This window comes from Azospirillum halopraeferens DSM 3675 (assembly GCF_000429625.1).
Lineage (GTDB): Bacteria > Pseudomonadota > Alphaproteobacteria > Azospirillales > Azospirillaceae > Azospirillum > Azospirillum halopraeferens.
Genome location: NZ_AUCF01000042.1, coordinates 1 through 20,743 on the forward strand (window position 1 = coordinate 1; position 20,743 = coordinate 20,743).

Here is a 20,743-nt window from a genome sequence, read left to right on the forward strand (position 1 = left end):
GACGGCACGGTGACGGTGACGCGCGAGATCGACGGCGGGCTGGAGACGGTGGAGCTGACCCTGCCGGCGGTGGTCACCGCCGACCTGCGCCTGAACGAGCCGCGCTACGCCAGCCTGCCCAACATCATGAAGGCGAAGAAGAAGCCGCTGGACACCGTGACGCCCGACGCCCTGGGCGTCGACGTGGCGCCGCGCCTGGTGACGCTGGCGGTGGCCGAGCCGCCCAAGCGCCAGGCCGGCATCAAGGTGCCGGACGTCGCCACCCTGGTGGACAAGCTGAAGACCGAAGCGAAGGTGATCTGACGATGCGCACCCTGGTCATCGCCGACATCGAGGGCGGCGCGCTGAAGCCCGCCACCCTGGCAGCCCTGGCCGCCGCCGCCGCCATCGGCGCCCCGGTCGACGTGCTGGCGGCCGCCGGCTCCGTCGCCGACGCGGCGCGGGCGGCGGCGTCCGTGGCGGGTGTCGACACGGTTCTGGCCGCCGAGGGGCCGGCCTACGAGCACGCCCTGGCGGAGCCGCTGGCGGCGCTCATCGTCGGCGTTGCCGGCGCCTACACCCATATCGTCGCCCCGGCCACGGCGTCGGCGCGCAACGTCCTGCCGCGCGTGGCGGCGCTGCTGGACGTGGCGCAGATCTCCGACATCCTCAGCGTGGAGGGGCCGGACACCTTCACGCGGCCGATCTACGCCGGCAACGCCATCGCCACCGTGCGCTCGGCCGACCCGGTGAAGGTGATCACCGTGCGCACCACCGCCTTCGAGGCGGTGCCCGCCACCGGCGGGACGGCGACGGTGCGGGCGGCGGAGGGACCGGCGGCGACGACCGGCGGTGCCGGCCGGTCGCGTTTCGTGTCGGCGCAGCTCGCCCGCTCCGACCGGCCGGAACTGACGGCCGCCCGCGTGGTGGTGTCGGGCGGGCGCGGTCTCGGCTCGGGCGAGAACTTCGCGCTGGTGGAGCGGGTCGCCGACCGTCTGGGCGGCGCCGTCGGGGCCAGCCGCGCCGCGGTGGACGCCGGCTTCGTCCCCAACGATCTCCAGGTCGGGCAGACCGGCAAGATCGTGGCGCCGGATCTGTACGTGGCCGTCGGCATCTCCGGCGCCATCCAGCACCTGGCGGGCATGAAGGACAGCAAGGTGATCGTCGCCATCAACAAGGACGAGGATGCGCCGATCTTCCAGGTCGCCGACTACGGATTGGTGGCCGACCTCTTCACGGCGCTGCCGGAGCTGGACCGGGCGCTGTAACGGCGGCCCGCGACGACCATTGGGGGAGAGGACACCGCGATGACGTACACCGCACCGCTGCGCGATATCCGATTCACCCTGGACACGGTGGCCGGCCTCGACGCCGTCGCCGCCCTGCCGGGGTTCGAGGACGCGACGCCGGACCTTTGCGATTCCATCCTGGAGGAGGCGGCCCGCATCGCCGGCGGCGTGCTGGCCCCGCTCAACCGCATCGGCGACACCCGGGGTGCGCGCTGGGACGACGGTGCGGTGACCACGCCCGAGGGCTGGTCGGACGCCTGGAACACCCTGGTAGAGGGCGGCTGGAACGGCCTGCCGTTCGAGCCGGAATGGGGCGGCATGGGCCTGCCCAACCTGCTGAACACCGCGGTGCAGGAGATGTGGCACGCCGCCAACATGGCCTTCGCCCTGTGCCCGATGCTGACCCAGGGCGCCGTCAACGCGCTGCGCCAATTCGCCTCGGACGAGGTGAAGGGGATCTACCTGCCGCGCCTGGTGTCGGGGGAATGGACCGGCACCATGAACCTGACCGAGCCGCAGGCGGGCTCCGACCTCGCCGCCATCCGCGCCCGGGCGGAGCCGGCGGGGGACGGCAGCTACCGCGTCTACGGCCAGAAGATCTTCATCACCTACGGCGACCACGACCTGACCGACAACATCGTGCACCTGGTGCTGGCCCGTCTGCCCGACGCGCCGGCGGGGGTGAAGGGGATCTCGCTGTTCGTGGTGCCCAAGGTCCTGGTCAACCCCGACGGCAGCCCCGGCGCGCGCAACGACGTGGCCTGCGTGTCCATCGAACACAAGCTGGGCATCCACGCCAGCCCCACCGCCGTGCTCGCCTTCGGTGACCGCGGCGGCGCCCGGGGCTGGCTGGTCGGCGAGCCGCACCAGGGCCTGGCCTACATGTTCGTCATGATGAACCATGCCCGCCAGTCGGTGGGGTTGCAGGGTCTGGCCATCGCCGAGCGCGCCTACCAGCAGGCGCTGGCCTACGCCCGCGAGCGGGTGCAGGGCACGCCGGCCGGCGGCCGGGCCGGGGAGCGCACACCCATCATCGACCACCCCGACGTGCGCCGCACCCTGATGGGCATGAAGGCGCGCATCGAGGCGATGCGCGGCATCCTCTACACCGCCGCCGCCGCCCACGACCGGCGCCACCACGGGGCCGACGACGCGGCGCGCGCCGCCGCGGCGACGCTGGAGGACCTGCTGACCCCCATCGCCAAGGGCTGGTGCACCGAGACGGGGCAGGACATCGCCTCGCAGGGTGTGCAGATCCACGGCGGCATGGGCTATGTGGAGGAGACGGGGGCGGCCCAGCACCTGCGCGACGCCCGCATCACCACCATCTACGAAGGCACCACCGCCATCCAGGCCAACGACCTGGTGAACCGCAAGCTGCTGCGCGACAAGGGGGCGGCGGTCACCGCCTACCTCGCCGAGGTGACGGCCGCGGCCGGGGCCATGGCGGCGTCGGACCATCGCGACCTGCGGGCATCGGGGCGCGCGCTGGCCACGGCCGCCGGCCATGCCGGCGCCATGGCCGCGTGGATTGTCGACCACGCGGCCGAGCCCGCGCTGTGCGCCGCGTCGGCGGTGCCGCTGCTGAACGCCATGGGGCTGGTGGCCGGCGGCCATTGCCTGGGCATCGGCGCCCGGGCCGCCCTGGACCGGCTGGCCGCGGGCGAGACGGACGACGGCTTCCTGGCCGCCCGTCCGGTCATCGCGCGCTTCTACGCCGAACACCTGCTGGGCCAGGTGGAGGGCCACCGCGCCGCCGTCATCGACGGTGCCGCCACCGTCATGGCGCTCCACCCCGACCGGCTGTGAGGTTCTCCCCCGCCATGACGTCGCGCACCGACCGGGAAGCCGTGGACTATGACGTGGTCGTCGTCGGGGCCGGTCCGTCCGGCCTGGCGGCGGCCATCCGGCTGAAGCAGCGGGCGCCGGACCTGACGGTCTGCGTGCTGGAGAAGGGGGCGGAGGTCGGCGCCCACATCCTGTCGGGCGCGGTCATGGAGCCGCGCGCGCTGGACGAGCTGATTCCCGACTGGCGGGAGCGGGGGGCGCCGCTCGGCACGCCGGCCGGCGAGGACGCCTTCCTGCTCCTCACCCGCAGCCGCGCGGTGCGCCTGCCCACGCCGCCGCCGCTGCGCAACCACGGCAACCGCATCGTCAGCCTGGGCGCCGTCTGCCGCTGGCTGGCGGCGCAGGCGGAGGCGCTGGGGGTGGAGATCTTCCCCGGCTTCGCCGCCGCGGAGGTGCTGTACGACGACGCGGGTGCGGTGACGGGCGTGGCCACCGGCGACATGGGGGTGGGGCGCGACGGGCAGCCCGGCCCGCAGTTCACCCCCGGCATGGAGCTGCGCGCCCGCCAGACCATCATCGCCGAGGGCTGCCGCGGCAGCCTGACCAAGGAGCTGACGGCGCGCTTCGCCCTCGACCGGGACTGCGACCCGCAGGTCTACGGCCTGGGCATCAAGGAGCTGTGGGAGGTCGACCCCGCCCGCCACCGGTCCGGCCGGATCACCCACACGGTGGGCTGGCCGCTGGACGCGTCCACCTACGGCGGGTCGTTCCTCTATCACTTTGCCGACAATCTGGTGTCGGTCGGCTTCGTCGTCGGGCTGGGCTACGAGAACCCGCACCTCAGCCCGTTCGAGGAGTTCCAGCGCTTCAAGACCCACCCGGCCATCCGGCCGCTGTTCGAGGGCGGGCGGCGCGTCGCCTACGGTGCCCGTGCCATCGCCGCCGGCGGCTGGCAGTCGCTGCCCCGCCTGACCTTCCCCGGCGGCGTCCTGGTGGGGGACACGGCGGGGTTCCTCAACGCGCCCAAGATCAAGGGCAGCCACGCCGCCATGAAGTCGGGCATGCTGGCGGCCGACGCCGTCGCCGCGCTGCTCACCGGCGACGCGGGCGGGGCCGGGGCCGGGCGCGAGGCCGCCGACTACCCCCGGGCCTTCCGGGAAAGCTGGCTGGCGGCGGAGCTGCGGGCCGCGCGCAACATCAAGCCGGGGTTCCGCTGGGGGCTGTGGCCGGGGCTGGCCCACGCCGCCCTGGACACCTACGTGCTGCGCGGCCGGGCGCCGTGGACGCTGCGCCACGCGCCGGACCACACGCGCCTCAAGCCGGCCGGGGCCTGCCGGCCCATCGCCTACCCGAAGCCCGACGGGGTGGTGAGCTTCGACCGGCTGTCCTCCGTCCACCTGTCGAACACCAACCACGCCGACGACCAGCCGGTGCACCTGCGCCTGAAGGACCCGGAAAAGGCGCTGAGCGTCAACCACGCCTTCTACGACGCCCCGGAGACGCGCTATTGCCCGGCCGGCGTCTACGAGATCGTGCGCACCGGCGGGACCGGCGAGCCGCGCTTGCAGATCAACGCGCAGAACTGCCTGCACTGCAAGACCTGCGACATCAAGGACCCCACCGGCAACATCGACTGGACCTGCCCCGAGGGCGGCGGCGGCCCGGTCTACGCGATGATGTAGGGGTCTATCCCTGCGCCTGCGCCAGCATGGTGCGGAAGCGGGCCAGCGCCGCCGCCAGGAAGGCGCTGCCCAGGGCGGCGAGGACCGCCAGGTGCGGCCACACCACGTCGAGCCCGGCGGCGCGGTAGAGGACCGCCTGCGCCAGCTTCACGAAATGCACGGTGGGCGACGCCTGGATCAGCACCTGCAGCACCGGGGGCATGCTCTCCACCGGCGTGGTGGCGCCGGACAGCAGGTTCAGCACCAGGAACACCGGGATCGCCAGCAGGGCGAACTGGGGCATGGAGCGGGCGACGGTGGCCAGCAGGATGCCCAGCGACGTGGTGGCGAAGAGATAGACGGCCGAGCCGAAAAGGAACAGGGCCAGCGACCCCTCGATGGGCACGCCCAGCGCCCCCTGCACGATCACCCGGATCGACAGGCCGGCGGCCACCAGGATGACCAGGCCGTTGGCCCAGATCTTGGCGGCGGCGATCTCGCCGGCCGTCACGGGCATCACCAGCAGATGTTCGATCGTGCCGTGCTCGCGCTCGCGGATCACCGCCGCGCCGACCAGCAGGATCGACAGGATGGTGATGTGGTCCAGCACCGCCATGATCGACTGGAACCACACCCGTTCCAGGTTGGGGTTGAAATAGGCGCGCGTCACCGGGGTGACCGGCAGCCCGGCCTCGCCGCGGGCGGCCAGGAAGGCGGTGGATTCCCGCTGCACGATCGCCCGGATGTAGCCGCCGCCGACCCCCGCCTGCGTCATGGCGGTGGCGTCGATGTTGAGCTGCAGCGCCGGCTCCCGCCCGCGCAGGGCGTCCGCCTCGAACCCCGGCGGGATGTCGAGGACGAAGGTGTAGACGCCGCGGTCCATGGCCGGATCCACCTGCGACCGGTCGATGGCGACGGGCGGCCGGAAATGGGGCGGCAGCAGCGCCTCGCCCAGGTCGCGCGACAGGGCGGAGCGGTCGCCGTCGACGATGGCGACGGAGGCGTCGCTGACGTCGGTCTTCACCCCCGTGGCGATGGTGTAGACCGACACGGTGAACACGTAGAGGATCAGCACGCTGAGCGCCCGGTCGGCGGCGAGGCTCGCCAGCTCCTTGACGCCGAGACGCGCGACGTTGGCCAGCCAGCGGCGCATGGCTCACGCCTCCTGCTTGGTCAGGATGCGGCACGCCGCGGCGAGGAAGGCGACGCCGAAGGCGAACAGCACCAGGAATTCCGGCACGAACTCGGCAAAGGAGCGGCCCTTGGCGAAGGTGCCGATGGCGATGGTCTGGAACCACAGGGCGGGGAAGCCCGTGCCGATCAGGCGCCCAGCCCCTTCCAGCGTCGCCGCCGGGTAGAGGAAGCCGGAGAAGTTGATGGCGGGCACCGTGCACAGGATGGCGGTGATGATGATGGCCGCCACCTGCGTGCGCACCAGGGTGGAGACCAGCAGGCCGATCCCCGTCCCCGCGAAGACGTAGAGCAGGGCCCCCAGCGCCAGCGCCGCGACGGAGCCCTTGACCGTCACCCCGAACAGCACCGCCGCCAATCCGGTCAGCGACAGGAAGCTGAGCAGGCCCACCGCGATGTAGGGAAGCTGCTTGCCCAGCAGGAACTCCCCCACTGTGGCGGGCGAGGCGCTGAGGTTGGCGATGGAGCCGATCTCGCGCTCCCGCACCACGCCCAGCGCGGTCAGCATGGGCGGGATCATGATCAGCAGCACCATGATGACGCCGGGGGTGATGGCCACGGCGCTGCGGAAATCCTGGTTGTAGCGCAAGCGCGTCTCGACCCGCACCGGCGCCGCCGCCACCGTCTGCCCCGTCGTGCGCCGCGCCAGGTCCTGCGCGTAGGCGGGGACGATGCCCTCCACATAGCCGCGCGTGGTCTCGGCGCGGAAGGGCATGGCGCCGTCCAGCAGGAAGCCCACCTCCGGCCGGCGTCCGGCCAGCAGGTCGCGGCCGAAGCCGGGGGGCACGGTGATGACCAGGCGCAGTTCACCGTTGCGCAGGCGGCGGTCGGCGTCGGCGTCGTCGCTCACCGGCGGGCGTTCGCGGAAATAGCGCGAGCCGGCGAAGCTCTCGATGAACTGCCGGCTCTCCGGGCTGCGGTCGCGGTCGTGCACCGCGAAGGGCAGGTCCTCCACGTCGAAGCTGATGCCGAACCCGAAGGTGATCAGCAGCAGGAGCGGGCTGAGCAGGGCGAAGGCGACGCGCACGGGGTCGCGCAGGATCTCCACCGTCTCCCGGTGGGCGAAGGCGAACAGGCGGCCCGCCGAGGCGCGCAGGCCGCCGGGGTGGGCCGCCCGGGATGTTGCGGTGGCGGGCGGGGCGGCGGCGGGCGTGACGGCGGCGGACGGGGCGGCGGGTGGGGCGGCTTCCGGTTCGCCGTCGCCCCCCGCCTCCTCCAGGCAGGCGATGAAGGCGTCCTCCAGCGTCGCGGCACCGCGGGACTCGCGGATCTCCCGCGGGGTGCCCACGGCCAGGGTGCGGCCCGCGTGCATCAGCGAGATGCGGTCGCAGCGCTCCGCCTCGTTCATGAAATGGGTGGAGACGAAGATGGTGACGCCGTCGCGCCGCGACAGGGTGCCGAGATGGCGCCAGAACATGTCGCGCGCCTGCGGGTCGACGCCCGAGGTGGGCTCGTCGAGGATCAGCACCTCCGGCCGGTGCAGGCAGGCGGCGGCGAGCTGAAGGCGCTGGCGGATGCCCAGCGGCAGGGCGGCGGGCCGCGCCGCGGCGACGGCGGCCAGGCCGAAGCGCTCCAGCGCCTCGTCGACGCGCGGCGCCACCGCGGCGGCGGGCACCCGGTAGAGGCGGGCGTGCAGCTCCAGGTTGGCGCGCACCGACAGCTCTTCATAGAGCGAGAACGACTGGGAGACGTAGCCGACGCGCAGGCGCGTCGCCACGTCCCCGGCCTCCACCGGGCGGCCCAGCAGCCACGCCCGGCCGGCGCTGGCCGGCAACAGGCCGGTCAGCATCTTCATGGTGGTGGTCTTGCCGCAGCCGTTGGAGCCGAGAAAGCCGAAGATCTCACCGCGCCCGATGCGGAAGCTGACGCCGTCCACCGCCGTGAAGGCGCCGAAGCGGCGGGTCAGACCTTCCGCCAGGATGGCCGGCGGCTCACCGTCGCCGCCGTTCTCCGGGGCGGCGGCGGGGCGCGGCGGCAGGGGCGGGCCGGGCGGCTCCCGGCGGCCCTGCAGGGCGGCGAAGGCGTCCTCCAGCGTCGCCGCGCCGGTGTCGGCCAGCACCCGCGCGGTGGGGCCGGCGGCCAGGATGCGCCCGGCGTCCATGACCACCAGATGGCCGAAGCGCTCCGCCTCCTCCATGTAGGCGGTGGCGACCAGCACGGTCATGCCGGGGCGGGTGGTGCGGATGCCCTCGATCAGGTGCCAGAAGCGGCGGCGCGACAGCGGGTCGACGCCGGTGGTGGGCTCGTCCAGGATCAGCAGGTCGGGGTCGTGGACCAGGGCGCAGCACAGGGCCAGCTTCTGCTTCATGCCCCCCGACAGCTTGCCGGCCGGCCGGTCGGGAAAGGCGTCCAGGCCGGTGGCGCGCAGCAGGGCGGCGATGCGGTCCCGCCGTTCCGCCGCGGGCTGTCCGTAGAGGCGGCCGAAGAAGTCGACGTTCGCGGCCACCGACAGGGTGGGGTAGAGGTTGCGCCCCAGCCCCTGGGGCATGTAGGCGATGCGCGGCGCCACGCCGTCGCGGTGGGCCGCCGACGCCATGTCGCCGCCGAGCACCGCCACGCTGCCCGCCTGCAACCGCCGCACCCCGGCGACGAGGCCGAGCAGCGTCGACTTGCCCACCCCGTCGGGGCCGACCACGGCGACCGCCGCGCCGGCCGGCACCTCCAGGTCGACGCCGTCCAGCGCCGCGGTGCGCCCGTAGCGGTGCGTCACGCCCGCCAGGCGGACGGCCGGCGCCTCGTCAGCGGACGGCATGGCCGTCTCCGCCGGCGGCGGCCGCCGCAGCGGGCGGCGGCGGCAGGCGGGGGGCGAGGTGGGGCGGCCAGTCGGCGGTGGCGTCCACCCGGACATAGGCGTTGCCGGTCAGCCCCGCCTTCACGTAGTCGCGGTAGGTGTCCAGCAGCGCCGGGTCGATGGCGACCTTGACGCGGTACATCAGCTTTTCGCGTTCGTTGGCGGTCTCCACCGCCTTGGGCGTGAACTGCGCCTCCGCGGCGACGAAGGACACCTCCGCCGGGATGACGTAGCCGGGGGCGGCGTCCAGCACGATGCGGGCCGGTGAGCCCAGCGCCACCCGTCCCGCCTGCGAGGTCGGCAGGAAGATCGTCATGAACACATCCGACAGATCGAGCAGCGTGACCACCCGGCCGCCCGCCCCCAGCACCTCGCCGGGTTGGACCAGGCGGTATTCCACGCGCCCGCCCACCGGGGCGGTCAGCGTCATGTCGGCGATGGTCGCCTCGATCCGGGCCACCTCCGCCTCGGCCGCCTCGTGCGCCGCCCGCGCCTCGACCACCGCGGCGCGCGCGCCCAGCACGTTGGCCTGTGCCACGGCGGCGCGGGCGCGGGTGCGGTCGACGTCGGCGGTGGGGCCGACGGCGCGCCGCTCCAGCTCCACCGCGCGGCGCAACTCCACCTCGGCAAGCTCGGCTTCCGCCGCGCGGATGGCGACCTCCGCCTCGGCCCGGCCGATGGCGGCGGCGGCGCGGCGGGCGGCGGCGGCGGCGGCCAGCCGCGACGCCTCCAGCTCCGCCGTGTCCATGCGGGCGACGACGGTGCCCCGGGCGAGCGAGTCGCCCTCGCGCGCGTTGACGGCGATGACGCGGCCGGACAGGCGTGTGGCGACGTCCACCCGCTCCACCTCGACACGGCCGTTGGCAACGGCGAAGCCGTCGGGCAGGCGGCCGGCCCGCTGATCGCTCCAATGGGCGTAACCGGCGGCGGCGAGCACCACGAGGGCGACGGCGCCGAGAAGCGGGGCAATGCGCATGGGGATGCCTCCCTGGAAAGGGGAACGGCGTGCGGCGAGCCGCGTTCACCATGACGGGGATGCTGCACCGCCGTCCATGCGCCAGGTCAATCGGGGCCCCTCTTCCCCCTTGGTGCAGGTCAGGCATACGCCTGAAGCAGGATCCGGGGCTTTACGCATCCCCATACGGCGCGGTATGTAGGTATGACTGATTGTTTACATTACCTCGACATCTCCGCCGCGCCGCCCCTTTCCCGCAGACGAAGCGATTGAGAATGCTGTACGAACTCCACGACCTGACCCGGCACGCACTCTTCGCGCCCATGAATCTGGCGGGGCGTATCGGGCAATCGATGCTGCAGCCGGCCCGGCACCTGCCGGCCCCCTTCGCTCCCTTCACCGGAGCGGCGCGCGTCTACGCCGCCGGCTTCGGGATGCTGGAGCGGGTGACGCGCCACTACGACAAGCAGCCCTTCGGCCTTCCCGTGGCGGAGGATGTCGTCTGGCAGAGGCCCTTCTGCAACCTGCTGCGCTTCGCGCCGGCGCGGGCCGGGGCGCCGCGGGTGCTGATCTTCGCGCCCATGTCCGGGCACCACGCGACGCTGCTGCGCGGCACCGTGGAGTCGCTGATCGGCGAGCACGAGGTGTTCATCACCGACTGGCTGGACGCCAAGCAGGTGCCGCTGTCCGAGGGCCGTTTCGGCCTGGACGAATACATCGACTACACCATGGCGATCATGGAGCATGTGGCCGGCGACGGGGCGTTCGACGTGCTGGCCATCTGCCAGCCCTGCGTGCCGGTGCTGGCCGCCGTGTCGCTGATGAGCGAGGACGGCTCCGCCGCCCTGCCGCGGTCGCTGGTTCTGATGTCCGGCCCCATCGACCCCGGCGCTGCGGAAACCGAGGTCACCCGCTTCGCCCTGAAGCACGACCTGCGCTGGTTCGAGCGCAAGGTGATCCACCGGGTGCCGTCGCGCTACCCCGGCCGCTTCCGCCGGGTCTACCCCGGCATGGTGCAGCTTGCCGGCTTCATGTCGACCCAGATCGACCGCCACATGAAGCAGCACCTGGACCTGTTCCGCCACCTGTCGGCCATGGACGGCGACGCGGCGGAGCGCATCGTCGAGTTCTACGACGAATACCTGGCCGTGCTGGACCTGACGGCGGAGTTCTATCTGGAGACCATCGACCGGGTGTTCCAGCGCCGCGACCTGGCCCACGGCCGCTTCACCTGGCGCGGCCGCCCGGTCGATCCCGGCGCCATCGAGCGGGTGCGCCTGCTGACCGTGGAGGGCGAGAAGGACGACATCTGCGCCCCCGGCCAGACCATCGCCGCCCATGCCCTGCTGCGCAACCTGCCCGAGTCCATGAAGGCCAACCATGTGCAGGACGGTGTCGGCCATTACGGCGTGTTCAGCGGCTCGCGCTACCGCAAGGGCATCCTGCCGGTGCTGCAACGGACGTTCGCGGGGGGGTAATGCCTCGGGGAGGCTTGCGGGATGCGCGGCTTCGCCGGCATCTCCTTGCCCCCACTTTCCCGACCTCAGGTCGGGCCCCTTCCTCCCCCGCCGGGGGAGGGGGGACCCGCGAAGCGGGAGGGTGGGAGCAGGGTCTTGCGGAGACGGTGCAAACGTGCGCCCGCATCACATCCCGAACAGCGGCTGGAACAGGCGGCTGACCAGGCTGGTGAAGCGCAGGGGGGCGTCGGTGGCGATCAGGCAGACGCAGTCCTGGTCGGTGTCGGCGATCGGCTGGTGGCGGGTCGCCGCGTCCGCCTCGGCGATGTCGCCGGGGGCGTAGCGCCCGAACTCGTCGGCGAAGGAGCCGGACAGAACCAGGGTCAGTTCCAGGCTGCCGTGCCCGTGATGGGGCAGGGTGGTGCCGGGCGCGATGCGCAGCAACTGCGCCGTGCCGCCGTGCCGGCTGCGCGGCAGCAGGGAGATCCGCCGCACGCCGGGGGCCAGCCGCTGCCAGCGCGTCTCCGCCGCCGGCCCGACATAGGGGGCGAGCGGTGCGGGCCACGGCCCGCCGCAGGTCGCGTGGCCGTCCGTGTGGCCGTGGTTGTGGCCGTGGGCCGGCCGGTCGGGTGCGGCGTCGATGCGGGCCAGGGTGCGGGCCAGCGCGTCGTCCTCCAGCGGCCGGGGCGGCAGCTCGTCCAGCAGCACGCCGCCCAGCGCGTCGATGTCCGCGACGGCGCGGCGGCACACGGGGCACAGGGCCAGGTGGGCGGCCACGGCCAGCGACAGCGCCTCACCCAGGCTGCCGGCGCCGTAGGCGACCAGCATCGCGTCGCTGGGGTGATGCTTCGGGGTCATGGTTCGTCGTCTCCCAGCGCCTTGCGGATCTTGCCCATGGCAAGACGCAGGCGCGACTTCACGGTTCCAAGGGGCAGGCGCAGCCGCTCCGCGATCGCCGGGTGGGCGAGGTCGGCGAAGAAGGACAACCGCACCACCTCCGCCTGATCGGCCGGCAGCGTCGCCAGCGCGGCGCGCAGCGCCCGCTCGCGCCGCCCGTCGGCCACCAGCGTGTCGGCGCCGGGGGCGCCGTCGGGCGTGTCGGCCAGCACCTCGTCCGACACCTCCGGGTGGCGTTCGCGGCGCAGGGCGTCGATGCGCAGGTTGCGCGCGATGGTGAACACCCACGTCGCGGCCTCCGCCCGCTGCGGGTCGTAGAGGGCGGCCTTGTTCCACACCGCCAGCATGGTGTCCTGGGCCAGATCCTCGGCCTGCGCCGGCGGCACCCCCAGGCGCATCAGGTAGGATTTCACCCGCGGGGCGAAGTGCCCGAACAGCCGGGCGAACGCCGCCCGGTCGTTCTGACGCGCGATGGCGACGATGGCGGCCGACAGCTCGGACGCCGGGGAGGGTGGAGCGGGCGGCGGCTCCAGGGAATGCGCGGGGGTGCCGGTCATGTCCACCGATACGCAGCCGCAGCCGCATCGGATCACCGAAAAAACATTCACGCGGCGCGGTGATCCGGGAACGGCGCGCCGGCGTAATCGGGGCGATCGCGCATACCACTTTTGACCGGTGCCCCATGACCGTCCTTCCCTTCCGCTCCCCCCGCCCGCTCGACATCGCCGTGATCGGATCGGGCATCTCCGGCCTGTCGGCCGCCTGGCTGCTGTCGCGGGAGCACCGGGTGACCCTGTACGAGAAGGAGGACCGGCCGGGCGGTCACGCCAACACCGTGGACGCCGGCGGCGGCACGGCGGTGGACACCGGATTCATCGTCTACAACGAGGCGAACTATCCCAACCTGGTGGCGCTGTTCGACCATCTGGGGGTGCCGACGCGGGCCACCGACATGTCGTTCGCCGTCTCCCTCGGCGAGGGCGCGCTGGAGTACGCCGGCACGTCGCCGGGCACCCTGTTCGCGCAGAAGCGCAACCTCATCCGGCCGCGCTTCCTGCGCATGATCCGCGATCTGCTGCGCTTCTACCGGGAAGCGCCGCGCCTGCTGGCCGGGCCCGACCCGGACCGCCTGACCCTGGGTGAGTTCCTCGACCGCGGCGGCTATTCGGACGCCTTCGTGAACGACCATCTGCTGCCCATGGCGGCGGCCATCTGGTCGGCCCCGGCGCGGACGATGCGGGACCATCCGGCGGCGGCCTTCGTGCGCTTCTGCGACAACCACGGGCTGCTGAAGCTGACGGGACGTCCGGTCTGGCGCACGGTGGAGGGCGGCAGCCGCGAATATGTGCGCCGCATCACCGCCGACCTGGGCGACGCCGTGCGCCTCAACACCGCCGTCGAGCACGTCCGGCGCGAGGACGGGCGGGTGCAGGTGCAGGACCGCCGCGGCGGCGTGCGCACCCACGACCACGTGGTCATCGCCGCCCACGCCGACCAGGCGCTGGGCCTGCTGGCCGACGCGGACGAGGCGGAACGGGCGCTGCTGGGCGCCTTCCGCTATCAGCGCAACCTCGCCATCCTGCACACCGACCCGTCGCTGATGCCGCGCCGCCGCGCGGTGTGGTCGAGCTGGAACTACCTGGGCAGCCGCAACCACGCCGGCGACACCGGGGAGGTGTGCGTCACCTACTGGATGAACCGGTTGCAGACCTTCCTGCCGGCCGGGCGCGACCTGTTCGTGACGCTGAACCCCACCCGCCAGCCGCGCGAGGACACCATCCTGCGCAGCTTCCTCTACGACCACCCGGTCTTCGATCCGCAGGCGCGGCACGCCCAGCAGCGCCTGTGGAGCCTGCAAGGGGTGCGCAACACCTGGTTCTGCGGCGCCTGGTTCGGCGCCGGCTTCCACGAGGACGGCTTGCAGGCCGGGCTTGCGGTGGCGGAGGCGCTGGGCGGCGTGCGCCGGCCGTGGACGGTGGCCGACGAATCCGGCCGCATCCACGTCGGCCCCGCCGCCCCGCCGCGCCGCGCGTCGGAGGCGGCGTGATGGACGGCTTCGCCTCCGGCCTTTACGAGGGAACGGTGGTGCACAGCCGGCTGAAGCCGGTGCGCCACCGCCTGCGCTACCGGGTGTTCAGCCTGCTCCTCGACCTTGACGAGCTGCCGGAACTGGACCGGCGCTTGCGCCTGTTCGCCCACGGGCGCTTTGCCCTGACCGCGTTCCACGACGCGGACCACGGGCCGGGCGACGGCCGGCCGATCCGCGCCTGGGTCGACGGGCACCTGGCCGCGGCCGGGCTGCCCGCCGGCGGGCCGGTGCGGGTGCTGTGTTTTCCGCGCGTGCTCGGCTACGCTTTCAATCCGCTGAGCGTGTGGTTCTGCCACCGTCCCGACGGCACCCTGGCGGCCATCCTGCACGAGGTGTCCAACACCTTCGGCCAGCGCCACACCTACGTCATCCCGGCGGCGGCCGGGGCCGACGGGCTGGTGCGCCAGACCTGCGACAAGCGCTTCTACGTCTCCCCCTTCATGGCGATGGAGACGACCTATCATTTCCGCATCCGCCCGCCGGACGAGGCGGTGGCGGTGGCCATCCACCAGACCGACGCCGGGGGCACGGTCCTGCACGCCTCCCTCGCCGCGCGGCGGGCGGAGCTGAGCGACCGGACGCTGGCGGCGGCGTGGCTGCGCCACCCGCTGATGACCGCCAAGGTGATGGCCGGCATCCATTGGGAGGCGTGGCGCCTGTGGCGCAAGGGGCTGGGCATCATGCCCCGGCCGCCGGGCCCGGCGGAGTCCGCCACCATCGTTGCCCCTGTAGCCGTCGTCCCCGTGGCCGGCGCCCCCGCCGGCGGCGCCCCGAACACCAGCAGGAACGTGCCCGCATGACCGAACTGACCGCCGCCGCGCCGCCCCGGTGGCGCGCCCTTCTGCCCGCCCGCAACCTGTGGACCGCCGCCTTCCTGCGCCTGGCGTCGCGCATCGGCGACGGGGCGCTGGACGTGACCACGCCCGACGGGCGCAGCCACCGCTTCGGCCCGCCGGACGGGGTGCCGCGCGTCTCCCTGGCCCTGGACGACCCGGCGGCGGCCCGCCGCCTGCTGCTGGGCGGCGACATCGCCTTTGCCGAAGCCTACGCCGACGGGCTGTGGCGCACCTCCGACCTGCCGGGCCTGATCGCGCTGGCCCTGCGCAACGAGGGGCGCCCGGGCGTCGTCGCCCGGGGCACGGGGGCGGTGCGCCTGGCCAACCGCCTGTTCCACCGGCTCCGGGCCAACACCCGGCGCGGCAGCCGGCGCAACATCGCCTTCCACTACGACCTGGGCAACGAATTCTATGGCCTGTGGCTGGACCGCGGCATGCACTACTCCTCGGCCCTCTACACCGGCGGCGGCGAGACGCTGGAGGAGGCGCAGGAGGCCAAGCTGCGCCGCGCCGCCGACCTGCTCGACGTCACCCCCGGCCAGCGGGTGCTGGAGATCGGCTGCGGCTGGGGCGGCATGGCCGAGCATCTGGCCCGCCGCCGCGGCGCGCGCGTGGTCGGCATCACCCTGTCGCGCGAGCAACTGGCCCTGGCGCAGGAGCGGCTGGCGGCGGAGCGGCGCGCCGGCACGGTGGACCTGCAGTTCCGCGACTACCGCGACGTGACCGGCACCTTCGACCGCATCGTCTCCATCGAGATGATCGAGGCGGTGGGGGAGGAGCACTGGCCCCGCTACTTCGGCGTCCTGCGCGACCGTCTGGAACCCGGCGGGACCGCGGTGATCCAGGCGATCACCATCGCCGACGACCGCTTCGCCGCCTACCGGCGCGGCTGCGACTTCATCCAGCGCCACATCTTTCCCGGCGGCATGCTGCCCTGTCCGGCGGCCATGCGCGCGCAGGCCGCGCGCGCCGGGCTGGAGGTGAAGCATGTGGAGATGTTCGGCGCGTCCTACGCCGCGACGCTGGCGGAATGGCGCCGCCGCTTCCACGCGGCGTGGCCGGAGGTGGCGCGCCGGGGCTTCGACGAGCGGTTCCGGCGGCTGTGGGACTATTACCTCGCCTACTGCGAGGCCGGCTTCCGCACCGGCGTGATCGACGTGGGCTTCTGGCGCCTGCGCCGCCCCGCGGCCGGGCCATGATCGCCGGCCGGCGGCTGGCGCTCTACGCCCTGCCGGCGCTGCCCTTCGCACTGCCCACCATCCCCGTCGCCGTGCTGCTGCCGGCGCATTACGCGGAGCATGCCGGGCTGGGCCCGGGGGCGACGGCGATGGCGCTGACGGCGGCCCGGGCGCTGGACGTGCTGTCGGACCCGCTGGTGGGCTGGTTCAGCGACCGCGGCGGGCGGTTCGGGCGGCGCAAGCCGTGGATCGCCGCCGGGGCGCTGCTGGCCGGGGTGGCGCTGGTGCGGCTGTTCGATCCGCCAGCCGGGGCCGGCGCGCTCCACCTGTTCACCTGGAGCGCGCTGCTTTACCTGGGCTGGACCATGGTGCAGGTGCCCTACCAGGCGTGGGGGGCGGAGCTGGAGAGCGGCTATCACGCCCGCACCCGCGTCGCCGGGGCGCGGGAGGCGGCGGGCGTGCTGGGGCTGCTGGCCGCCGGGGCGGTTCCGGCGGCGGCGGCCTGGATGGGCCACGACAGGGCGGCGGGACTCGCCGCCCTGGCCCTCGTGACGGTGGTGTTGGGGGCGCCCGCGGTGGCGGGGCTGCTGATGGGCGTGCCGGAGCCGGCGGGATCGGCGGTGCCGCCGGAACCGCCCCGGCGGGCGCTGGCCGCCCTGGCGCGCAACCGGGCGTTCCTGCGCCTGCTGGCGGCGTGGACGCTCAACGGGCTGGCCACCGGCGTGCCGGCGGTGCTGTTCCCGTTCTTCGTCGGCCACGCGCTGGGCGCCGGGCCGGGGTGGGAGGGGGCGTTCCTGCTGCTGTACTTCGCCTGCGCCGTGGCGGCGGTGCCGCTGTGGCTGCGGCTGGCGCGCGCCATGGAGAAGCACCGGGCGTGGTGCGCGGCGATGACCGGCGCCTGCGCCGCCTTCGCGACCGTGCCGCTGCTGGGACCGGGCGACGTGCTGCCCTTCGCGCTGGTGTGCGTGGTGACCGGTGCGGCGCTCGGCGCCGATCTGGCCCTGCCGCCGGCCATGCAGGCGGACGTGGTGGACGTCGGCACCCTGACCGACAGCCGGGCGCGCGCCGGCGTCTACTTCGCCGCCTGGACCATGGCGACCAAGCTGGCGCTGGCGGTCTCGGTGGCGGTGGCGCTGCCGCTGGCCGGCGCCTTCGGCTTCGACCCGCTGGCCGCGGTGCAGCCGCCGGGCGCGCTGACGGCGCTGGCGGTGATCTACGCCGGCCTGCCCATCGTAGCCAAGGCGGGTGCGGTGGCGCTGGTCCGGGGGTACGCGCTGACCGCGCGCCGCCACGCGGCGGTGCGGCGGCGGATCGAATCCCGCGCCGCCCGCGCCGGGCGGTGCTCCACCCCTTAGCGGACCGGAGGACCGATGCTCCGCACCACCCTGACGGCACTTTTCCTCGCGCTCGTGACGACCACCGGATGCGCTTCCATGGAACCCAGCGATTTCGCCGGCCGCACGCCGGAACTCAGGATCGAGGACTACTTCGCCGGCCACACCCGGGCCTGGGGGCTGTTCGAGGACCGCTTCGGCACCGTGCGGCGGGAGTTCACGGTGGACATCCGCGGCACCCGCAACGGCCGCGAGCTGGTGCTGGAGGAGGACTTCGTCTATGCCGACGGCGAGACGCAGCGCCGGGTCTGGCGCATCGTCGCGACCGGCGACGGCACCTACGAGGGCCGGGCCGACGACGTGATCGGCGTGGCCACCGGCCGGGCGGCCGGCAACGCCCTGAACTGGCGCTATGAGATGGACATGGCGGTGGGCGACGGCACGTGGCGCGTCGCCTTCGACGACTGGATGTTCCTGCAGCCGGGCGGCGTGCTGATCAACCGCGCCCACCTCAGCCGGTGGGGCGTGTGGATCGGCACGGTCAGCCTGTTCTTCCAGCCGCAGCCGGCCCGGCAAGACGCCGCCGAATGAGGCGCAGCGGCGGCCCCAGCAGGGGCAGGCGCAGGTACAGGTGCTCGCCCGCGTCCCAATGGTCGACGTGGGCGGCCACCCGGCCGTCGCCGGCCAGCGCCACCTCGCTCATGCCCGTGACGTCCAGCGCGCCGACGACGGGCACCGTCGCCTCGAACCGCCAGCGCAGGAACGCGAGATCGCCGGCGAACGCGCGGTGCGTCACCGTGAAGCGCAGGCCGCGGCAGGACGCCAGCGTGTGCTCCAGCACCGCCCGCACCGCCGCGCGGCCGCGCACGTCGTTGAACGGATCCTTGAAGCGCACGTCCGGCGCGGTAAGCGCGTCGAGGTCGTCGAGCCGGTCGGTGCTCAGCCCTTCGAAGAAGGCGGCCCAGTCGTCCAGGCCGCGGCGGCGCGCGTCGTCCTCCGGGGGCGCGGTCATGTTCCGGTCACCCGGCGGACCAATGCGAAATACGCGCGGTAGGGCAGGCAGCGCGCCAGCTTCAGGGTGCGCGCAAAGCGCGGCGGAAAGGCGATCTCGAAGCGGTCGCCGGCCAGGCCGTCGGCGATGCGGTCGGCGGCCGCGGCGGCGGGGATGATGTCGGGCATGGGAAAGGGGTTCCGGGCGGTGAGGGGGGTGTCGACGAAGCCGGGGTTGATGAGGTGCAGGCGGATGCCGGCGCGGTCGCACTCCGGCTTCAGCGCCTCGCACAGGTTGATCAGGGCCGCCTTGGTGGGGCCGTAGGCGGCGGCCGTGGGCAGGCCGCGGTAGCCGGCGACCGAGGCCACCACCGCCACCCGCCCGCCGCCGCGCGCCGCCAGGCGCGGCAGCAGCGCGTCCAGCGCGTGCACCACGCCGAAATAGTTGACCTCCATCAGCGCCCGCGCCGTCGCCGCGGAGAAATCGTCCAGCCCCATGGGCGTGTGGGTGCCGGCGTTGAGCACGGCGAGTCCGACGGGGCCGAGCCGCCTCTCGATGACGTCGGCCGCCGCAGCGACCGCGCCGGCGTCGGTGACGTCCAGCGGGAAGGGCACGATCCGTCCTTCCGCCTCCGCCTCTGCCCCGGCCTCCGCCGCCAGCGCCGACAGGGCCCCGGCGGAGCGGGCGGAGGCGGCCACCGTCCGGCCGTCGCGCGCCAGGCGCAGCGCCAGCGCGCGGCCGATGCCGCTGCTCGCCCCGGTGATCCAGGCGACGCCGTCGCCGGTGCCGGTCACGACGGTCGCTCCGCGCTCTGCGGGCCTGCGCCGCAGCGGCGGCAGACGTAATCGATGGTCGACCCGTCGCGCGCCGCGAAGCGCAGCCCGACCCACCGCCCGGCGTCGTCGTACCACACCGTGGCCTCCAGCTCGCCGCGGTAGGCGTAGCGCGCCGCCGGGCGCCGGCCCTCGGGGGCGGGCACCGCATCCTCCCCCTCGCGCGTCATGGTCACGCGGTTGACGGCGCCGGTGATGGTGTTCAGCACCGCCGTGCTGCCGATGACGCCGGGATGCCAGTGGTCGGTGGGGAACAGGCCGTCGCCGCCGGGGTGGCGGACGCGGGTGACGCGGCCGTCGTCGTCGGTGTCGGCGTGCAACCGGGCCAGCCGGCCGCCGGTCCACACGCTCTGCGATTCATAGCGGAAGCGGTAGAGGGTGATGCCCAGCAGGGACACGGCGATGTCGCTGCGCGCCCGCACGCGCAGCTCCCCGCCGGCGGGCTCGAAGGTCACGCGATGCTCGCCCACCGCCGCGCCGTTGCGCGTGATGTCGAAGACGAGATCGCCGCCGTAGGCCGCCACCGGGTCGAACGCCCCGGCCGGTGCGGCGGCGAGCGCGGTGACGGCGGCGGCCAGCAGCGCCCCGATCAGCGGGCGGCTTCGGGCAGGACGACCGGGGACGGGGCAAAGGGAGCGGGCATGCATGGGTCTCTCCAACCGCGGCTGCCCCGGTACGCGGCGCGCCGGCGGTCGGATCACCGGGGGAGTTCGTCCACCGGCCGGTCTCCCGTCAGACTTTGGCAATGTTCCGCTGGCACAGTGGCGGTGTCTGACCGGGTCGAGGGGCCGATGCGCATCCTGTTGGTGGAAGACGAGGTGGAATTGGCCGCCGCCTTGCGCGCGGCGCTCGGCCGGCGCGGCTTCGTCGTGGACTGGGCGCCCGATCTGGCGCAAGCGCGTGAAGCGGTTCGCGATCCCGGACTGCGCGCCGTGCTGCTGGACCGCCGCCTGCCCGACGGCGACGGCGTCGACCTGCTCCCGGCGCTGCGCGCACTGCCGGACCCGCCGCCGGTCATCGTCCTCACCGCCCGCGGGCTGACCAACGAGCGGGTGGAGGGCCTGGATGCCGGCGCGGACGACTATTTGACCAAGCCCTTCGAGCTGGACGAACTGTTGGCCCGCCTGCGTGTGGTGACCCGCCGGCGGCCGGGCGTGCCGGCGGAGCCCCTGGTGCTGGGCGCGCTCTCCTTCGACCCCGTGCACCGGGAGGCGCTGGTGAACGGCGTGCCCCTGTCGCTGCCGCGGCGCGAGCTGGCGCTGCTCGACCTTCTCCTGCGGCGCACCGGCCGGGTCGTCCTGCGGGAGAGCATCGAAGCGGCGCTGTTCGGCTTCGACGACGCGCCGACCTCCAACACGCTGGACGCCCACGTGTCGCGCCTGCGGCGGCGCCTTGCCGACAGCGGCGCCGGGGTCGTGATCCACGCGTTGCGCGGCGTCGGCTACATGGCGAAGGCGGAATGACGGGGCCGGGG

19 protein-coding genes are annotated in these 20,743 nt (G+C 73.9%); 11 read left to right on the forward strand and 8 right to left on the reverse strand.

Annotated features, from left to right (window positions below; translation table 11 throughout):
• From G472_RS0123805 to G472_RS0123820, 4 genes are all read left to right on the forward strand, one after another.
• Window positions 1-303, forward strand: a 303-nt coding sequence (locus tag G472_RS0123805; protein WP_029010386.1) for an electron transfer flavoprotein subunit beta/FixA family protein, incomplete at its 5' end; no start/stop codon positions are given.
• 2 nt (window positions 304-305) lie between these two features.
• The gene (locus tag G472_RS0123810) at window positions 306-1,247 is read left to right on the forward strand and encodes an electron transfer flavoprotein subunit alpha/FixB family protein (protein WP_029010387.1); all 942 of its coding nucleotides are present in this window, start codon (window positions 306-308) and stop codon (window positions 1,245-1,247) included.
• Window positions 1,248-1,286: 39 nt separating this feature from the next.
• Entirely contained in the window at window positions 1,287-3,077 is a 1,791-nt protein-coding gene (locus G472_RS0123815; RefSeq protein ID WP_035693569.1) for an acyl-CoA dehydrogenase, read from the forward strand.
• Between the two features lie 14 nt (window positions 3,078-3,091).
• Window positions 3,092-4,738, forward strand: a complete 1,647-nt coding sequence (locus tag G472_RS0123820; RefSeq protein ID WP_029010389.1) for an electron transfer flavoprotein-ubiquinone oxidoreductase — start codon at window positions 3,092-3,094, stop codon at window positions 4,736-4,738.
• A 4-nt stretch (window positions 4,739-4,742) separates the two neighbouring features.
• On the opposite strand, the gene G472_RS0123825 is transcribed toward G472_RS0123820, so the two are convergent.
• Genes G472_RS0123825 through G472_RS35250 form a run of 3 tightly spaced genes read right to left on the reverse strand, consistent with a single transcriptional unit; the run spans window position 4,743 to window position 9,675 of the window.
• A complete protein-coding gene (locus G472_RS0123825; protein ID WP_029010390.1) occupies window positions 4,743-5,870 on the reverse strand; it encodes an ABC transporter permease in 1,128 nt (375 codons plus the stop codon).
• A gap of 3 nt (window positions 5,871-5,873) precedes the next feature.
• The gene (rbbA, locus tag G472_RS0123830) at window positions 5,874-8,660 is read right to left on the reverse strand and encodes a ribosome-associated ATPase/putative transporter RbbA (protein WP_029010391.1); all 2,787 of its coding nucleotides are present in this window, start codon (window positions 8,658-8,660) and stop codon (window positions 5,874-5,876) included.
• The gene (locus G472_RS35250; RefSeq protein ID WP_051341195.1) at window positions 8,647-9,675 is read right to left on the reverse strand and encodes an HlyD family secretion protein; all 1,029 of its coding nucleotides are present in this window, start codon (window positions 9,673-9,675) and stop codon (window positions 8,647-8,649) included. Before G472_RS35250 ends, rbbA begins: the two co-directional genes overlap by 14 nt.
• Before the next feature lie 254 nt (window positions 9,676-9,929).
• Here G472_RS35250 and phaZ point away from each other — a divergent pair, with 254 nt between their 5' ends.
• On the forward strand, window positions 9,930-11,132 hold the full coding sequence (gene phaZ / locus G472_RS0123840; protein WP_029010392.1) for a polyhydroxyalkanoate depolymerase: 1,203 nt from the start codon (window positions 9,930-9,932) through the stop codon (window positions 11,130-11,132).
• 165 nt (window positions 11,133-11,297) lie between these two features.
• Here the strand turns inward: phaZ and G472_RS0123845 are convergent, their stop codons facing one another.
• Both G472_RS0123845 and G472_RS35255 read right to left on the reverse strand, forming a co-directional pair.
• Window positions 11,298-11,969 (reverse strand): ChrR family anti-sigma-E factor, encoded by a 672-nt coding sequence (locus G472_RS0123845; RefSeq protein ID WP_029010393.1) that lies wholly within the window; start codon window positions 11,967-11,969, stop codon window positions 11,298-11,300.
• On the reverse strand, window positions 11,966-12,565 hold the full coding sequence (locus tag G472_RS35255) for a sigma-70 family RNA polymerase sigma factor (RefSeq protein ID WP_051341196.1): 600 nt from the start codon (window positions 12,563-12,565) through the stop codon (window positions 11,966-11,968). The genes G472_RS0123845 and G472_RS35255 overlap by 4 nt, the downstream gene beginning before the upstream one ends.
• A gap of 125 nt (window positions 12,566-12,690) precedes the next feature.
• On the opposite strand from G472_RS35255, the gene G472_RS35260 reads away from it, so the two are divergent.
• The 5 genes from G472_RS35260 to G472_RS0123875 all read left to right on the forward strand — a co-directional run bounded on the left by G472_RS35260 (window position 12,691) and on the right by G472_RS0123875 (window position 18,036).
• Window positions 12,691-14,055, forward strand: a complete 1,365-nt coding sequence (locus G472_RS35260) for an NAD(P)/FAD-dependent oxidoreductase (RefSeq protein ID WP_035693570.1) — start codon at window positions 12,691-12,693, stop codon at window positions 14,053-14,055.
• Window positions 14,055-14,897 carry a DUF1365 domain-containing protein gene (locus G472_RS35265; protein ID WP_051341197.1) on the forward strand — a complete coding sequence of 281 codons (843 nt, stop codon included), beginning with the start codon at window positions 14,055-14,057 and terminating at the stop codon, window positions 14,895-14,897. Before G472_RS35260 ends, G472_RS35265 begins: the two co-directional genes overlap by 1 nt.
• Entirely contained in the window at window positions 14,894-16,132 is a 1,239-nt protein-coding gene (locus tag G472_RS0123865) for an SAM-dependent methyltransferase (protein WP_029010394.1), read from the forward strand. The genes G472_RS35265 and G472_RS0123865 overlap by 4 nt, the downstream gene beginning before the upstream one ends.
• Complete coding sequence (locus G472_RS35270; RefSeq protein WP_035693571.1) at window positions 16,129-17,466, forward strand: MFS transporter; 1,338 nt, start codon at window positions 16,129-16,131, stop codon at window positions 17,464-17,466. Before G472_RS0123865 ends, G472_RS35270 begins: the two co-directional genes overlap by 4 nt.
• 78 nt (window positions 17,467-17,544) lie before the next feature.
• The gene (locus G472_RS0123875) at window positions 17,545-18,036 is read left to right on the forward strand and encodes a DUF3833 domain-containing protein (RefSeq protein WP_035693582.1); all 492 of its coding nucleotides are present in this window, start codon (window positions 17,545-17,547) and stop codon (window positions 18,034-18,036) included.
• On the opposite strand, the gene G472_RS0123880 is transcribed toward G472_RS0123875, so the two are convergent.
• The 3 genes from G472_RS0123880 to G472_RS35275 are packed head-to-tail and all read right to left on the reverse strand — an operon-like array spanning window position 17,987 to window position 19,916.
• A complete protein-coding gene (locus G472_RS0123880; RefSeq protein WP_029010396.1) occupies window positions 17,987-18,457 on the reverse strand; it encodes a nuclear transport factor 2 family protein in 471 nt (156 codons plus the stop codon). The genes G472_RS0123875 and G472_RS0123880 overlap by 50 nt on opposite strands.
• The gene (locus G472_RS0123885; protein ID WP_029010397.1) at window positions 18,454-19,230 is read right to left on the reverse strand and encodes an SDR family NAD(P)-dependent oxidoreductase; all 777 of its coding nucleotides are present in this window, start codon (window positions 19,228-19,230) and stop codon (window positions 18,454-18,456) included. The genes G472_RS0123880 and G472_RS0123885 overlap by 4 nt, the downstream gene beginning before the upstream one ends.
• Window positions 19,227-19,916, reverse strand: a complete 690-nt coding sequence (locus tag G472_RS35275; protein WP_051341198.1) for a DUF6134 family protein — start codon at window positions 19,914-19,916, stop codon at window positions 19,227-19,229. The genes G472_RS0123885 and G472_RS35275 overlap by 4 nt, the downstream gene beginning before the upstream one ends.
• 144 nt (window positions 19,917-20,060) lie before the next feature.
• On the opposite strand from G472_RS35275, the gene G472_RS0123895 reads away from it, so the two are divergent.
• Complete coding sequence (locus tag G472_RS0123895) at window positions 20,061-20,732, forward strand: response regulator transcription factor (protein ID WP_029010398.1); 672 nt, start codon at window positions 20,061-20,063, stop codon at window positions 20,730-20,732.
• The last annotated feature ends 11 nt before the right edge of the window (window positions 20,733-20,743 follow it).

Bases quoted from the DNA above. Each gene is read 5' to 3' on its own strand.
- G472_RS35265 (WP_051341197.1), top strand. From the start codon at position 14,055: ATGGACGGCTTCGCCTCCGGCCTTTACGAGGGAACGGTGGTGCACAGC.
- G472_RS0123895 (WP_029010398.1), top strand. From the start codon at position 20,061: ATGCGCATCCTGTTGGTGGAAGACGAGGTGGAATTGGCCGCCGCCTTG.
- G472_RS0123810 (WP_029010387.1), top strand. From the start codon at position 306: ATGCGCACCCTGGTCATCGCCGACATCGAGGGCGGCGCGCTGAAGCCC.
- G472_RS0123825 (WP_029010390.1), bottom strand. From the start codon at position 5,870: ATGCGCCGCTGGCTGGCCAACGTCGCGCGTCTCGGCGTCAAGGAGCTG.
- phaZ (WP_029010392.1), top strand. From the start codon at position 9,930: ATGCTGTACGAACTCCACGACCTGACCCGGCACGCACTCTTCGCGCCC.
- G472_RS35270 (WP_035693571.1), top strand. From the start codon at position 16,129: ATGATCGCCGGCCGGCGGCTGGCGCTCTACGCCCTGCCGGCGCTGCCC.
- G472_RS0123875 (WP_035693582.1), top strand. From the start codon at position 17,545: ATGGAACCCAGCGATTTCGCCGGCCGCACGCCGGAACTCAGGATCGAG.
- G472_RS35250 (WP_051341195.1), bottom strand. From the start codon at position 9,675: ATGCGCATTGCCCCGCTTCTCGGCGCCGTCGCCCTCGTGGTGCTCGCC.
- G472_RS0123815 (WP_035693569.1), top strand. From the start codon at position 1,287: ATGACGTACACCGCACCGCTGCGCGATATCCGATTCACCCTGGACACG.
- rbbA (WP_029010391.1), bottom strand. From the start codon at position 8,660: ATGCCGTCCGCTGACGAGGCGCCGGCCGTCCGCCTGGCGGGCGTGACG.
- G472_RS35255 (WP_051341196.1), bottom strand. From the start codon at position 12,565: ATGACCGGCACCCCCGCGCATTCCCTGGAGCCGCCGCCCGCTCCACCC.
- G472_RS0123880 (WP_029010396.1), bottom strand. From the start codon at position 18,457: ATGACCGCGCCCCCGGAGGACGACGCGCGCCGCCGCGGCCTGGACGAC.
- G472_RS0123820 (WP_029010389.1), top strand. From the start codon at position 3,092: ATGACGTCGCGCACCGACCGGGAAGCCGTGGACTATGACGTGGTCGTC.
- G472_RS35260 (WP_035693570.1), top strand. From the start codon at position 12,691: ATGACCGTCCTTCCCTTCCGCTCCCCCCGCCCGCTCGACATCGCCGTG.
- G472_RS35275 (WP_051341198.1), bottom strand. From the start codon at position 19,916: ATGCATGCCCGCTCCCTTTGCCCCGTCCCCGGTCGTCCTGCCCGAAGC.
- G472_RS0123865 (WP_029010394.1), top strand. From the start codon at position 14,894: ATGACCGAACTGACCGCCGCCGCGCCGCCCCGGTGGCGCGCCCTTCTG.
- G472_RS0123845 (WP_029010393.1), bottom strand. From the start codon at position 11,969: ATGACCCCGAAGCATCACCCCAGCGACGCGATGCTGGTCGCCTACGGC.